The organism is Serratia sp. TSA_130.1 (genome assembly GCF_052691795.1).
Window position 1 is genome coordinate 91,817 of the sequence record NZ_JBQZFS010000008.1, and the last position, 14,013, is coordinate 105,829.

The 14,013-nt window shown below is 61.9% G+C and carries 12 protein-coding genes; 8 read left to right on the forward strand and 4 right to left on the reverse strand.

Annotated elements, in window-relative coordinates; translation table 11 throughout:
• The 6 genes from greB (at position 1) to ACUTQY_RS22220 (ending at position 6,422) form a co-directional block, all read left to right on the forward strand.
• Positions 1 to 474 (forward strand): transcription elongation factor GreB, encoded by a 474-nt coding sequence (greB, locus tag ACUTQY_RS22195; protein ID WP_033645289.1) that lies wholly within the window; start codon positions 1 to 3, stop codon positions 472 to 474.
• A 157-nt stretch (positions 475 to 631) separates the two neighbouring features.
• Positions 632 to 2,965, forward strand: coding sequence for a Tex family protein (locus tag ACUTQY_RS22200; RefSeq protein ID WP_046687930.1), 2,334 nt, complete (start codon positions 632 to 634; stop codon positions 2,963 to 2,965).
• A 304-nt stretch (positions 2,966 to 3,269) separates the two neighbouring features.
• Positions 3,270 to 3,566, forward strand: a complete 297-nt coding sequence (locus tag ACUTQY_RS22205) for a hypothetical protein (protein ID WP_142076148.1) — start codon at positions 3,270 to 3,272, stop codon at positions 3,564 to 3,566.
• Positions 3,567 to 3,570: 4 nt separating this feature from the next.
• Positions 3,571 to 3,795 (forward strand): ferrous iron transporter A, encoded by a 225-nt coding sequence (gene feoA / locus ACUTQY_RS22210; protein WP_033645291.1) that lies wholly within the window; start codon positions 3,571 to 3,573, stop codon positions 3,793 to 3,795.
• A 72-nt stretch (positions 3,796 to 3,867) separates the two neighbouring features.
• Positions 3,868 to 6,183 carry a Fe(2+) transporter permease subunit FeoB gene (gene feoB, locus ACUTQY_RS22215; protein ID WP_046687931.1) on the forward strand — a complete coding sequence of 772 codons (2,316 nt, stop codon included), beginning with the start codon at positions 3,868 to 3,870 and terminating at the stop codon, positions 6,181 to 6,183.
• Entirely contained in the window at positions 6,183 to 6,422 is a 240-nt protein-coding gene (locus ACUTQY_RS22220; protein ID WP_004930758.1) for a FeoC-like transcriptional regulator, read from the forward strand. Before feoB ends, ACUTQY_RS22220 begins: the two co-directional genes overlap by 1 nt.
• Positions 6,423 to 6,465: 43 nt before the next feature.
• On the opposite strand, the gene ACUTQY_RS22225 is transcribed toward ACUTQY_RS22220, so the two are convergent.
• Both ACUTQY_RS22225 and bioH read right to left on the reverse strand, forming a co-directional pair.
• On the reverse strand, positions 6,466 to 6,750 hold the full coding sequence (locus ACUTQY_RS22225) for a YdgH/BhsA/McbA-like domain containing protein (RefSeq protein WP_004930765.1): 285 nt from the start codon (positions 6,748 to 6,750) through the stop codon (positions 6,466 to 6,468).
• Positions 6,751 to 7,020: 270 nt separating this feature from the next.
• A complete protein-coding gene (gene bioH, locus ACUTQY_RS22230) occupies positions 7,021 to 7,791 on the reverse strand; it encodes a pimeloyl-ACP methyl ester esterase BioH (RefSeq protein WP_046687932.1) in 771 nt (256 codons plus the stop codon).
• 40 nt (positions 7,792 to 7,831) lie between these two features.
• Here bioH and gntX point away from each other — a divergent pair, with 40 nt between their 5' ends.
• Entirely contained in the window at positions 7,832 to 8,515 is a 684-nt protein-coding gene (gntX, locus tag ACUTQY_RS22235; RefSeq protein ID WP_046687933.1) for a DNA utilization protein GntX, read from the forward strand.
• Positions 8,516 to 8,573: 58 nt separating this feature from the next.
• Positions 8,574 to 9,149, forward strand: a complete 576-nt coding sequence (nfuA, locus tag ACUTQY_RS22240) for a Fe-S biogenesis protein NfuA (protein WP_004930777.1) — start codon at positions 8,574 to 8,576, stop codon at positions 9,147 to 9,149.
• 184 nt (positions 9,150 to 9,333) lie between these two features.
• Here the strand turns inward: nfuA and malQ are convergent, their stop codons facing one another.
• On the reverse strand, positions 9,334 to 11,427 hold the full coding sequence (malQ, locus tag ACUTQY_RS22245; protein ID WP_046687934.1) for a 4-alpha-glucanotransferase: 2,094 nt from the start codon (positions 11,425 to 11,427) through the stop codon (positions 9,334 to 9,336).
• A gap of 9 nt (positions 11,428 to 11,436) precedes the next feature.
• On the reverse strand, positions 11,437 to 13,842 hold the full coding sequence (gene malP / locus ACUTQY_RS22250) for a maltodextrin phosphorylase (RefSeq protein ID WP_046687935.1): 2,406 nt from the start codon (positions 13,840 to 13,842) through the stop codon (positions 11,437 to 11,439).
• Positions 13,843 to 14,013 lie beyond the last annotated feature (171 nt).

Here is a 14,013-nt window from a genome sequence, read left to right on the forward strand (position 1 = left end):
ATGAGAACTCAACTGATAACCCGTGAAGGGTATGACAAGCTCAAACAAGAGCTGGATTACCTCTGGCGCGAAGAACGCCCCGAGGTGACCAAGAAAGTGACCTGGGCCGCCAGCCTGGGCGACAGAAGCGAAAACGCCGATTACCAATACAACAAGAAGCGGCTGCGCGAGATCGATCGCCGCGTCCGCTATCTGACCAAATGCCTGGAGCAGTTGAAGATCGTCGATTACTCCCCTCAGCAGGAAGGCAAAGTGTTCTTCGGGGCCTGGGTGGAGGTGGAGAATGACGACGGCGAGATCAAACGTTTTCGCATCGTCGGCTACGACGAGATTTTCGGCCGCAAGGATTACATCTCCATCGATGCGCCGATGGCGCGCGCCCTGCTGAAAAAAGAGGTCGGGGACGTCGCCACCGTCAATACCCCGCTGGGCGAGGCGCAGTGGTACGTTAACGAGATAAACTACCCGAAGTAAGCTTTCAGCTTTTTCCGAACCGCCGCCAACGCCGCCGCCTGAGCTGTTCTCCACGCCGCGGCCGCGCGGCGGCGGCCCGCTCCGCTGGCATTTTCCGCGATCAATCCGTATAACTGTCCCCTGTTTATTCACCGTTCTCAATACAGATACCAGACCTATGAATGACCCACTGAGCCGCATTATTGCAACAGAACTGCAGGCCCGGCCGGAGCAAGTCGACTCCGCCATCCGTCTGCTGGATGAAGGTAATACCGTGCCCTTTATTGCACGCTATCGTAAGGAAGTCACCGGGGGCCTGGACGACACCCAACTGCGCCAGCTGGAAACCCGCCTGGGTTATCTGCGTGAACTGGAAGATCGTCGTCAGACCATCCTGAAGTCGATCGATGAACAGGGCAAACTGACCGAACAACTGGCGGGGGCGATCAACGCCACGCTGAGCAAGACCGAACTCGAAGACCTCTACCTGCCGTACAAACCCAAGCGCCGCACCCGTGGCCAGATCGCCATCGAAGCCGGTCTGGAACCGCTGGCGGACACGCTGTGGCAGGATCCGCAACAGCAGCCGGAACAGCTGGCTGAACGCTACGTCGACGCCGAGAAGGGCGTGGCGGACGTGAAAGCCGCCCTCGACGGCGCGCGCTATATCCTGATGGAGCGCTTCGCCGAAGACGCCGCGCTGCTGGCCAAGGTGCGCGACTACCTGTGGAAAAACGCCCATCTGGTCTCCAAAGTGGTCGAGGGCAAGGAAGACGAAGGCGCCAAGTTCCGCGACTACTTCGATCACCACGAACCGATTTCCCAGGTGCCTTCGCACCGCGCGCTGGCGATGTTCCGCGGCCGCAACGAAGGTGTGCTGCAGCTGGCGCTGAACGCCGATCCGCAGTTTGAGGAAGCGCCGCGCGAAAGCCAGGCGGAGCTGATCATCATCAATCACCTCAATCTGCGCCTGAACAACGCTCCGGCCGACGCCTGGCGCAAGGCGGTGGTCAACTGGACCTGGCGCATCAAGGTGCTGCTGCACCTGGAAACCGAACTGATGGGCACGGTGCGCGAACGCGCGGAGGATGAAGCGATCAACGTCTTCGCCCGCAACATGCATGATCTGTTGATGGCCGCGCCGGCCGGCATGCGCGCCACCATGGGCCTCGATCCGGGCCTGCGCACCGGGGTGAAAGTCGCCGTGGTCGACGCGACCGGCAAACTGGTGGCCACCGACACCGTCTATCCGCACACCGGGCAAGCGGCCAAAGCCGCCGCCATCGTCGCGGCGCTGTGCATCAAACACAACGTGGAGCTGGTGGCGATCGGCAACGGCACCGCTTCGCGTGAAACCGAGCGTTTCTATCTCGACCTGCAAAAGCAGTTCAGCGACGTCCGGGCGCAAAAAGTGATCGTCAGCGAAGCGGGCGCGTCGGTGTATTCCGCGTCCGAACTGGCGGCGCAGGAGTTCCCGGATCTCGACGTGTCGCTGCGCGGCGCGGTGTCCATCGCCCGTCGTCTGCAGGATCCGCTGGCGGAGCTGGTGAAGATCGACCCGAAATCCATCGGCGTCGGCCAGTATCAGCACGACGTCAGCCAGAGCCAGCTGGCGAAAAAGCTGGACTCGGTGGTGGAAGACTGCGTGAACGCCGTCGGCGTCGATCTGAACACCGCTTCGGTGCCGTTGCTGACCCGCGTGGCCGGCCTGACGCGCATGATGGCGCAGAATATCGTCAACTGGCGCGACGAGAACGGCCGCTTCAGCAACCGTGAACAGCTGCTGAAAGTCAGCCGTCTGGGGCCGAAAGCGTTCGAACAGTGCGCCGGCTTCCTGCGCATCAACCACGGCGACAACCCGCTGGATGCCTCTACCGTCCACCCGGAAGCCTACCCGGTGGTGCAGCGCATTCTGGCCGCCACCGAGCAGGCGCTGCAGGATCTGATGGGCAACGCCTCGGCGGTGCGCAGCCTGAAAGCGGTCGATTTCACCGACGACAAGTTCGGCGTGCCGACGGTCACCGACATCCTGAAAGAGCTGGAGAAGCCGGGCCGCGACCCGCGTCCTGAGTTCAAAACCGCCACCTTTGCCGAAGGCGTGGAAACCCTCAACGATCTGCAGCCGGGCATGATCCTGGAAGGGTCGGTCACTAACGTCACCAACTTCGGCGCCTTCGTGGATATCGGCGTGCATCAGGACGGTCTGGTGCACATCTCCTCGCTGGCGGACAAGTTCGTCGAAGATCCGCACACCGTGGTGAAGGCCGGCGACATCGTCAAAGTGAAGGTGATGGAAGTCGATCTGCAGCGGAAACGCATCGCGCTGAGCATGCGCCTGGATGAGCAACCGGGCGAAGGTTCACCGCGCCGCGGCGGCAACGCGCCTGCACAGGCGCGCGACAACGCCAACCGTTCGGCAGGCGGCAACAAGGCCAAACCGCGCAATGCGACGCCGGCCGGCAACAGCGCCATGGGCGACGCGCTGGCAGCGGCGTTCGGCAAGAAACGCTAAGCCAGAGCCAACAGGGCGGAGCCTGCTCCGCCCTTTCTGATGAATAAAACTTGCGGCATTTTTGACCCGCCTCAATAAACCATCATCTTTTTATTTCCCGTTCCTGCGTGACCGCCCTCCCATTATTCAGGCAACAAAAATGCCTCCTGCAGCCATTTATTAACAACTTCGTTAACACGCATTTTTCATCTCGCGAATTGTGAGAGAAACACAAATGGTTACCGCTCGCATTACGGCGGAATAATGTTATCGAATTGCCTTTCAGCGGAAATAAATAAAGGGAAAAAGCCATCGATATTTGCAAATGAGAAAACTCGGCTACAAATACGTAACTGATTTAACTCACCATTCTCATTTGTCGCCGCGTATAAGCGGTGGTAAAACGGGGATTATCAAGGGGGCCAGCCAAAAAGCGGCCGCCGCCAAAATAATTGGTTACAATACCCTTACTTTTTGCATTGAATGCGATAATGATAATTACTATTATTTTCGCTCACTTTATTGCATGACCTTATGGATGAATACCGCCGACGGCGTGGCATTTTCGCCGGCAACGTCCAATTATCATCAGCCCGATGCTCATCGGCACCCGGAAGGTTAATGACATGCAGCTTCAACCTAAACGCACATATAAGATTGTCGGCTTTTCCAGCGAGATTGCGCCGGCCTACCGCCAAAAATTGTTATCGCTCGGCATGCTGCCCGGCTCTTCGTTCGACGTGGTGCGCGTCGCGCCGCTGGGCGACCCGATAGAAATTAAAACCCGCCGCGTCAGCCTGGTGCTGCGCAGGAAGGATTTGGCGCTGCTGCAGCTCGACGGCCAGCCCTGAGCCGGCGCGCCCTCCGTTTGCCGGTGCGCCTTTGCGCCGGCGCTGTTCTCCTTGAAGACGACACGCAGAACTATGAAAAAACTCACCATCGGCTTAATCGGCAACCCGAACTCCGGCAAAACCACGCTGTTCAACCAACTGACCGGCGCGCGCCAGCGGGTCGGCAACTGGGCGGGCGTGACGGTCGAACGCAAGGAAGGCCATTTCACCACCCCGCAGTCCGACGTGCGGCTGGTCGATTTGCCCGGCACCTACTCCCTGACCACCATTTCGGAGCAGACGTCGCTCGATGAGCAGATCGCCTGCCACTACATTTTGAGCGGCGACGCCGATCTGCTGATCAACGTGGTGGATGCCTCCAACCTGGAACGCAACCTCTACCTGACGCTGCAGCTGCTGGAGCTGGGCATTCCCTGCATCGTGGCGCTCAACATGCTCGACATCGCCAAAAGCCAGCATATCGATATCGACGTCGCCGCGCTGTCGGCGCGCCTCGGTTGCCCGGTAGTGCCGATGGTCTCCACCCGCGCCGACGGCATCGGCGTGCTGAAACAAATGATCGACAATCATCGCATCAACGAACAGCAGGCGCTGGTGAACTACCCGCCGCTGCTGCTGAAAGAGGTCGCCACGCTGAGCGACGCCATGCCGCAAACGCTGCCGGCGGCGCAGCGCCGCTGGCTGGCGCTGCAGATGCTGGAGGGCGACATCTACAGCCATCGCCTGGCCGGCCCCGCCGTGGCGCGGCTGCCAGCGGCCATTCAGGCGCTGCAACAGCAGCAGCAGGAGGACCCGGCGCTGGTGATCGCCGACGCGCGCTACCAGTCCATCGCCGCCCTGTGCGACGCGGTCAGCAACTCGCAGCAGGCGATGCCCAACCGCCTGACCGACATGCTGGATAAAGTGATCCTCAACCGCTGGCTGGGCGTACCGATCTTCCTGCTGGTGATGTACCTGATGTTCCTGCTGGCGATCAATATCGGCGGCGCGCTGCAGCCGATCTTCGATATCGGCTCGGCGGCGATCTTCATTCAGGGCATTCAGTGGCTCGGTTACACCCTGCACTTCCCCGACTGGCTGACCGTCTTCCTGGCGCAGGGCGTCGGCGGCGGCATCAACACCGTGCTGCCGCTGGTGCCGCAGATCGGCATGATGTACCTGTTCCTGTCGTTCCTGGAAGACTCCGGCTACATGGCGCGCGCGGCGTTCGTGATGGACCGCCTGATGCAGGCGCTCGGGCTGCCGGGCAAATCCTTCGTGCCGCTGATCGTCGGCTTCGGCTGTAACGTGCCGTCCATCATGGGCGCCCGTACGCTGGACGCCCAGCGCGAGCGCCTGATCACCATCATGATGGCGCCGTTCATGTCCTGCGGCGCCCGTCTGGCGATCTTCGCGGTGTTCGCCGCCGCCTTCTTCGGCCAGGACGGCGCTGGGGTGGTGTTCTCGCTGTATATGCTCGGCATCGCGGTGGCGATCCTGACCGGCCTGGTGCTGAAATACACCCTCATGCGCGGCGAAGCCTCGCCGTTCGTGATGGAGCTGCCGGTTTACCACGTGCCGCACCTGAAAAGCCTGCTGCTGCAAACCTGGCAGCGGCTGAAAGGCTTCGTGTTGCGCGCCGGCAAGGTGATCGTGGTCGCCAGCATGTTCATCGGCGGCCTGAACAGCTTCTCGTTCAGCGGCAAAACGGTCGACAACATCAACGACTCCGCGCTGGCTTCGGTCTCCAAGGTGCTGACGCCGCTGCTGCAGCCGATGGGCGTCCACAGCGATAACTGGCAGGCCACCGTCGGGCTGGTGACCGGCGCGATGGCGAAAGAAGTGGTGGTCGGCACGCTGAACACGCTGTATACCGCCGAGCACATCAACAAAGAGGCGTTCAACGCCGCCAACTTCAACCTGCTCGATGAACTGGGCGGGGCGCTGCAGGAAACCTGGGACGGGCTGAAAAACACCTTCAGCCTGAGCGTGCTCTCCAACCCGATCGAAGCCAGCAAGGGCGACGGCGAGATGGGCGTCGGCTCGATGGGCGTGATGAGCAGCAAATTCGGCTCCGGCATTTCCGCCTACAGCTACCTGATCTTCGTGTTGCTGTACGTGCCTTGCGTCTCGGTGATGGGCGCCATCGCCCGTGAATCGAGCCGCGGCTGGATGACCTTCTCAATCCTGTGGGGGCTGAACGTCGCCTACTCGCTGGCGACGCTGTTCTATCAGGCGGCCACCTTCAACCAACATCCGCAGTACAGCCTGACGGCGATCCTGGCGGTGGTGCTGGTAAACCTGCTGGTGCTGTTCGGCCTGCGCCGGGCGCGCAGCCGCGTCACGGTTCGCCTGGGCAACGCCACGCCGGCGGCCTGCTGTCAGGGCGCCAAAGGGAGCTGCCACTGATGGCCGGGCTGCTGCAGGTGCGCGATGCGTTGGCGCTGCGCGGCAGCGCTCAGGCGCAGCAGCTCAGCCAATCGCTGGCGACGCCGCTGCCGCTGGTGCAGGCGATGCTGGACCGTTTGACGGCGATGGGGAAAGTGGAACGCATCGAACAGGATGACGGCGCCTGTCTGAGCGGCGGCTGCAAAAGCTGCCCGCAGGGCCAGGGGTGCAGCACGGTGTTCTACCGGCTGAAGGCCTGACGTTCAGGGGCGCCGCTGCGGGCGCCCCCTTGCCGTTCAAGGCTTATTGCTTGTCTTTGTAAACTTCGGCGATGGCGCTGAATTTACCGTGTTCGCGGCCCGCCAGGATCACGTAGTATTGACCGCCCTTTTCGTCCGCCAGTTTGGACAGCTCTTCCTTGGCATCCATCGGCGACGTGGTTTCCGCCGTGGTGGTCACGGTGCCGATCTTCTCGTATTTACCCGGATTCTTATCCAGATCTTCCTTGGTCAGCAGGGTTGCCGCCATGGAGCCGAAAGACACCGAACCCAGCACTGCCGCTGCAATAATCATCTTCAATGATTTCATGACACTAACCTCTCAATGGATAATTTATCTGTTATGAAAGCCGTCCAGGATCCATGCGTAGTACTGCAGGCTGCCGCGACATCCTCAGGCCTCGTTGCTTTCCCTGACGGGGCCTGTTTCCCAGAGACGAAACGCCAAAATGAAAATCGCCGCACGTGGTCTTTTCATTTTGCAGCCAACGCATTGACTCACTAAGTATTGAACAGCTTTGTCTTTTATCCACCCGGCAGCGTTTTTTTTCGCGCTCTATCGTGCGTTTTCACGCTGCATTCAATGTGCTGCAATAAACGCTTCGATCATCGTCACAAATTCATCGGGATGAGAGATAAACGGCGCATGGGCGGCTTTAGCCACGATCTGCGACGTGGAGTTCGGCCAGGCGGCGTCGAGCAGCTCGGCGACCTTGCGCGGCACCAGCCCGTCCAGATAGCCGTAGATCCGCAGCAGCGGCTGCGGCAGCTCCGCCAGCGGCGCGCGCAGATCGGCGGTGCGCAGGATCTCCAACCCGCCGTTCAGTACTTCGACGCTCGGCGTCGGTTGGTTGAGCACCACCGCTTTCAGCTGGCGCGCATCCTGACGCGCGCTCTCGGTGCCCAGCGTCTGCAGCGCCAGAAAACGCTCGACGGTGCGCTGGAAATCCAGGCTTAGCTGGTGCTGGAAACCGCTCAGCACGTCCGGACGGATCCCCGGCCACTCATCGCGGGCGGCAAAGCACGGCGAGGAGGCCACGGTGATAAGCCCGCTGACCCGCTGCGGCTGCATCAGCGTCGCCTGGCTGGCCACCAGCCCGCCGAGCGACCAGCCGAGCCACCAGGCCTGCGGCGGGGCGGCCGCCAGCACGATTTCCGTCATCTGCGCCAGCGACAGGGCGCCGAACCCCTGGCTACGGCCGTACCCCGGCAGATCGACCAGGTGCAGGCGAAAATGCGGCGTCAACCGCGCCTGAATGCAACTCCACACTTCGGCGTTCAATCCCCAGCCGTGCAGCAGCACAAGATCGCGTTCACCTTCACCTATTGTTTGCCAGTACAGCGCTGTCATTGGTTATTGTCCTTTCATGCTTACCCGTCTCGGAGACACTATGCTATCAATCCGCAGCCGCTGTTGGCTATGCCGACAGCCATTGAGCCTGATGCGTCATGGCCTCTGCAGCTGCTGCCTGCGTCACCTGCCGGCCAGACCGCCGTGTTGCCCGCGCTGCGGGCTGCCCGCCGGGGAGACGCGCACGCCCTGCGGCCGCTGCCTGCAACGGCCACCGCCCTGGCAACAGCTGGTGTTCGTCGGCGACTACGTGACGCCGCTCAGCGGCTTGGTCAAAAGGTTCAAGTTCCACCGCTCGCCCGAGCTGGCGCCGGCGCTGGCGCGCCTGATGCTGTTGCGCTGGCAGCAGGCGCGCAGAGAGCAGTATCTGAACAGACCCGACCTGATTTTGGCGGTACCCTTGCATGCAACACGCTGCTGGCGCCGTGGCTATAACCAGAGCGATCTGCTGGCCCGGCCACTGGCGCGCTGGTTGGGTTGCGCCTACCGGCCCGCCGCCTTGCGCCGGGTGCGCAAAACCGCCCTGCAACAGCGGCTGAGCGCCTCTGCCCGCAGACGCAATCTGCAGCGCGCGTTCGCCTGTACCGTGCCGGTCGCCGGCCGGCATATCGCCCTGGTGGATGACGTGGTGACCACCGGCAGCACCGTCTCGGAGATCGCGGCGCTGCTGCGGCGGCAAGGCGCCGCCTCGGTGCAGATATGGTGCGTTTGCCGCACGTTGTAGTGCCACGGCAATGGGCGTATTATAACCGACTATAGAAGTCAACTATTGAGCTAATGCTATGATCCGTATAACAGATGCTGCACAGGAACACTTTGCCAAACTGCTGGCAAATCAAGAAGAAGGCACCCAAATCCGCGTATTCGTGATCAACCCGGGCACGCCGACGGCCGAATGCGGTGTCTCTTATTGCCCGCCGGACGCGGTAGAAGCGACGGATACCGAACTGAAGTTCGACAAACTGTCCGCCTATGTCGATGAACTGAGCGCGCCGTATCTGGAAGACGCCGAAATCGACTTCGTGACCGACCAGCTGGGTTCTCAGCTGACGCTGAAGGCGCCGAACGCCAAGATGCGCAAGGTCGATGACGACGCGCCGCTGATGGAACGCGTGGAATACGTGCTGCAGTCGCAGATCAACCCACAGCTGGCGGGCCACGGCGGCCGCGTAACGCTGATGGAGATCACCGACGACAACATGGCTATTCTGCAGTTCGGCGGCGGTTGCAACGGCTGTTCGATGGTCGACGTCACGCTGAAAGAAGGCATCGAGAAAGAGCTGCTGCAGAAGTTCCCGGAGCTGAAGGGCGTGCGTGATTTGACCGAGCACCAGCGCGGCGAGCACTCCTACTACTGATACCCTTCTTACTTGAAGTTGCAGCGTTGTTGGCCGCATGCGCGCACCCCAGTCACTTACTTAAGTAAGCTCCTGGGGTTTTACGCACTTGCCGCCTAGCTGCAACGCCAATTAATTCGGGTATCCGTCATTTGGATGGGACTAAAGTTCTCGTCCTTTGACCTAATACAACGACACCTCATCGTCACCCCACCGACACCTTGCGTCGGCGCTTGTCCAAATCCTTCAGCAGCCGGTTTATCCGCGGGTCGGCGAACATCTCCTCCAACGTCCGGGTCAGCTTGCGCCGCCAGTTAGGGTACTGATCGCTGGTGCCGGGGATGTTGACCGGATCGGCCATGTCCAGCCAGTCTTCCGGCTGCAGGCCAAGCAAGGCGCTGGCGCTGTCGGCGACATAACGCTGCAGGCCGCGGTTGAGCAGCGGGCTCATGCCGAGTAGCGCCGCCTTCTTGCCCACCTTCTGCGGCACGCAGCCATAACGATGCAATCCATCCAGCAGCCCCTGCTTGGCGCGTTCTCGATCGGCGAACAGCGCCCGCAGGATTTCCGCGTCCGGGTAGAGACCCAGCCGGTTGCCGAGCGTCAGATCGTCGCTTTGCCAGTAGCCGCGCAGCGTCGGCAGATCGTGGGTGGTGATGGTCGCCATCGCCTGTACCGGATAGGCCTGCGGCGCGCGGAAATGGTGTTCGCCGTCGCTTTCGAAATAGAGCACTTTGTAGGAGTAGACGCCGCTGTCGCGCAGCTTGCCGACGATTTCCACCGGCACCGTGCCGAGATCCTCGCCGATCACCATGCAGCGGTGGCGCTGGCTTTCCAGCGCCAGCACCGCCAGCAGATCGTCCACCGGGTATTTGACGTAGGCGCCGCGATCGGCGGTTTCACCATACGGGATCCACCACAGCCGCAGCAGCGCCATGACGTGATCGATACGCAGCGCGCCACAGCTGGTCATGTTGGCGCGCAAAAGATCGATGAACGGCTGATACCCGCGCGCCGCCATCACGTGCGGATCCATCGGCGGCAGGCCCCAGTTTTGCCCCAGCGGGCCCAGAATATCCGGCGGCGCCCCGACCGACGCTTTCAGGCAGTACAGCTCGCGGTCACACCAGGTTTCCGCCCCGCCTTCCGCCACCCCGACCGCCAGATCGCGATACAGGCCGATCGGCATCTGCTGCTGCCTGCTCTGGTCAAAACACTGCGCGAACTGGGTGGCCGCCAGCCACTGCAGCCACAGGTAAAAACGAACCGTTTCCTGGTGTTCAGCGCAGAACTGCCGCACCGCTTCGCTATCCCCCTGCCGATAACGTTCGGGCCAGGCCGGCCAGCCCCACTGGCTGATGTCATCCGCCGCTAAATGGGCATGCAGCGCGTCGAAGGCCGCCTGCCGGAACAGGCTGTCGCCGCCGTCCGTCACGAATTGCTCGAACGCCTGACGCTGCGCGTCGTTTGGCTTGCGCGCCTGAAATACCGGAAACGCCAGCCTCAGCGCCGCCAGTTTCAGCTGCATCACGGCGGTGTAATCCACCCACTCCGCAGCGCGCGCTTTGGCGAGCTGTTTCTGCGTCGCCGGCTTCTGCCACCAGCGCTGCGCCGCGTCGCTGCGCTGGAAATCCTCCACCGCGTTGACGTCGATATACGCCAGGTTCAGCCAGCGGCGCGACGAGGGGCTGTATGGGCTGGCGCTCTCCGGGTTGGCGGGGTACAGCGCATGGATCGGGTTGAGGCCGACGAAAGCGCCGCCGCGTTCCCCCACCTCTTCCACCATCAGGCGCAGATCGCCGAAATCGCCGATGCCCCAGTTGCGATCGGAGCGCAGCGTGTACAGCTGAACGCAGGCGCCCCACAGCTTTTTGCCGGTCAACAAGGCGTCCGGCTCGAAGCAGCGCCTCGGTGCGACGATCACTCGGCATGACCACTGCCGTGCGCCCTGGCTCAACGTCAATTGGTGGTAACCCGCCGGCAGCTCACCGGGCAGCGTCAGGGTCTTGCGCGCGCCGACGCGCCCCTGCAGGCATTCGCCGTCTTCACGCTGCAGCGCCCACAGGTATTCGCCTTCGCCCGTCGGCGTCAGCGCCAACGGCGCACCCTGATAGAACACCTTGACCGCCGGTAACGGCGGCGGCGCGGTATCCTGCACCGCATCATCGGCCCACTTCATGGCCGCCAGCAGCTTGCGCTTGGTCTGCGGCTCAATCGCCTGCCGTTTGCCGTGAGCATTGATGAAATCGGCAGCGATCCCCGCCTGCGCTGCCGCCTGATCGATACGCTTGCGATCCATTCGCTCTCCTTAACGTTTGGCTTGCCAGATGCGCTGCTGGTAATCGCGGATCGAGCGATCCGAGCTGAACATGCCGACGCGCGCGGTGTTAAGGATAGTCCGCCGCGTCCACTCGTCCCGATCGCGATACAGCTCATCGACCCGGCGCTGCGCCTGGCAGTACGAGGCAAAGTCCGCCAGCACCAGATAGGGATCGCCGCCTTCCAGCAGGCTGTGCAGCATCATGTCGAACGCGTGCTTGTCGCCATGGCTGAAAGCGCCGCTCGCCAGTTCATCCAAAATCGCCTTCAGGTGCTTGTCCTTCTTGCGGTAGCTGAGCGGATCGTAGCCCTTCGCCACTATCGCCTTCACCTGCTCCACGGTATTGCCGAAGATAAAGATGTTGTCTTCGCCCACCTGCTCGGCGATTTCGACGTTGGCGCCGTCCAGCGTGCCGACCGTCAGCGCGCCGTTCAGCGCCAGTTTCATGTTGCCGGTGCCGGAGGCCTCTTTACCGGCGGTGGAGATCTGCTCGGAGATATCCGCCGCCGGGATCATCAGTTCGGCCACCGACACGCGGTAGTCCGGAATAAACGCCACTTTCAGGCGATCTTTCACCAGCGGATCGTTATTGATCTTCTCGGCCGCCTGATTGATGGCGTAGATGATGTTCTTCGCCAGGTAGTAGCCCGGCGCCGCCTTGGCGCCGAACAGGAACACGCGCGGCACGATGTCCAGATTCGGGTTGTCGCGCAGTTGGCGATACAGCGACAGGATGTGCAGCAGGTTCAGGTGCTGGCGTTTGTACTCGTGCAGGCGTTTGATCTGCACATCGAAAATCGCGTCCGGGTCGAGCGTCAGCCCCATCACGCCGTGTACGTAATGGGCCAGCGCCACCTTGTTGTCGCGTTTGATCTGCTGATAACGCTGGCGGAACGCCGCGTCGTCGGCGAATTTCTCCAGCCCGCGCAACGCGTCGAGATCGCTCGCCCACTCCACCTTCAGCGTCTCGTCGATCAGGCCTGACAGCGCCGGGTTGCACTGTTTCAGCCAGCGGCGCGGCGTGATGCCGTTGGTGACGTTATGGAATTTGTTTGGCCACAGCTGGTGATATTCCGGGAACAGATCTTTCACCACCAGATCCGAGTGCAGCTGCGCCACGCCGTTGACCGCAAAGCCGCTGACCACGCACAGGTTGGCCATGCGCACCTGCTTGTTGTGGTGCACCGCCAGTTTGGCCCACACTGCCTCGTCGCCCGGCCAGTGCTTATCCACCAGCTTTTTGAACCTGGCGTTGATCTGTTTGATGATGGAGAAATGGCGCGGCAGCAGGCTGCGCACCAGTTTTTCATCCCAGCATTCCAGCGCTTCCGGCATCAGGGTGTGGTTGGTATAGGCGAAGGTGTTGCTGGTGATCGCCCAAGCCGCCTCCCACTCCAGCTGGTGTTCGTCCAGCAGAATGCGCAGCATTTCCGGAATGGCGATGGTCGGGTGGGTGTCGTTCAGCTGGATCACTTCGTACTTCGGCAGCTCTTCAATCTTGCGGCCGGCCTGATGGTGCTTGCGCAAAATATCCGCCACCGAGCAGGCGCACTGGAAATACTGCTGCATCAGGCGCAGGCGCTTGCCGGCCTGATGGTTGTCGTTCGGGTACAGCACCTTGGTCAGCTTGTCGGCTTCTACACCCTGCTTCTCCGCCTGCAGAAATTTGCCGTCGTTGAAATCGCTCAGGTTGAACGGATGCTGATGGGTCGCCTGCCACAGGCGCAGCGGCTGCGCCACGCCGTTGCGATAGCCCAGCACCGGCAGATCCCAGGCTTCGCCGCGCAGGGTGAAGGCCGGGCGCCACAGTTCGCGGCCGTCGGCCTGCTTTTCCAGCTTGCCGCCGATGCCCACGTCCACCGCCAGCGCGGCGTTGTGGCGGAACCACGGATAGCTCTCGCGTTGCCAGTTATCCGGCGCCTCTTGCTGTTGCCCACCCTGGAACGACTGGCGGAACAGCCCGTACTGGTAGTTCAGCCCATAGCCGGTGGCCGGTTGTTCCACCGTCGCCATCGAGTCGAGGAAACAGGCCGCCAAACGCCCCAGCCCGCCGTTGCCCAACGCCGGATCGGTTTCCTGCTCGAGCAGATCCGCCAGCTTGACGTTCTGCTCGGCCAGCGCCTGCTCGACGGTGTCGTACCAGCCCAGGTTGATCAGGTTGTTCGCCGTCAACCGGCCAATCAAAAACTCCATCGAGATGTAGTTCACGTGACGCAGCGGTTTGGCGCTTTTGCGCGGCGCCGGCTGTGCGGCCAGTTGCTCGGCCAGCGCCGCACTGACGGCTTCCCACCATTGATGTTGCGTCATTTGCTGCGCGGAACTGAGGCCGAACCGTTGCCACTGACGGGCGAGCGCCGCCAGAAAAGCATCCTTCTTGAGCGTAGGCTGTGACATAAGGAAAACTCTCTATCCAGTAAGTGGGTCAAATTGCCGCTATCGTGCCGGTGAGAAAGCCTGACGGCATCATCCCGCCTGGGGATTAGCTGGGGAGGAGGATTGGGGCGTAGCTGGAATTGTGATCTCAGGCACTTTTTGACTCCCTTGCAACGATGCAAAAAAGCCCGC

What these genes read in the sequence shown, in the direction of transcription:
- ACUTQY_RS22225 (WP_004930765.1), bottom strand. Translation starts at nt 6,750, where the DNA reads ATGAAATCATTGAAGATGATTATTGCAGCGGCAGTGCTGGGTTCGGTG.
- greB (WP_033645289.1), top strand. Translation starts at nt 1, where the DNA reads ATGAGAACTCAACTGATAACCCGTGAAGGGTATGACAAGCTCAAACAA.
- nfuA (WP_004930777.1), top strand. Translation starts at nt 8,574, where the DNA reads ATGATCCGTATAACAGATGCTGCACAGGAACACTTTGCCAAACTGCTG.
- malQ (WP_046687934.1), bottom strand. Translation starts at nt 11,427, where the DNA reads ATGGATCGCAAGCGTATCGATCAGGCGGCAGCGCAGGCGGGGATCGCT.
- bioH (WP_046687932.1), bottom strand. Translation starts at nt 7,791, where the DNA reads ATGACAGCGCTGTACTGGCAAACAATAGGTGAAGGTGAACGCGATCTT.
- malP (WP_046687935.1), bottom strand. Translation starts at nt 13,842, where the DNA reads ATGTCACAGCCTACGCTCAAGAAGGATGCTTTTCTGGCGGCGCTCGCC.
- ACUTQY_RS22205 (WP_142076148.1), top strand. Translation starts at nt 3,270, where the DNA reads ATGAGAAAACTCGGCTACAAATACGTAACTGATTTAACTCACCATTCT.
- feoA (WP_033645291.1), top strand. Translation starts at nt 3,571, where the DNA reads ATGCAGCTTCAACCTAAACGCACATATAAGATTGTCGGCTTTTCCAGC.
- gntX (WP_046687933.1), top strand. Translation starts at nt 7,832, where the DNA reads ATGCTATCAATCCGCAGCCGCTGTTGGCTATGCCGACAGCCATTGAGC.
- ACUTQY_RS22200 (WP_046687930.1), top strand. Translation starts at nt 632, where the DNA reads ATGAATGACCCACTGAGCCGCATTATTGCAACAGAACTGCAGGCCCGG.
- feoB (WP_046687931.1), top strand. Translation starts at nt 3,868, where the DNA reads ATGAAAAAACTCACCATCGGCTTAATCGGCAACCCGAACTCCGGCAAA.
- ACUTQY_RS22220 (WP_004930758.1), top strand. Translation starts at nt 6,183, where the DNA reads ATGGCCGGGCTGCTGCAGGTGCGCGATGCGTTGGCGCTGCGCGGCAGC.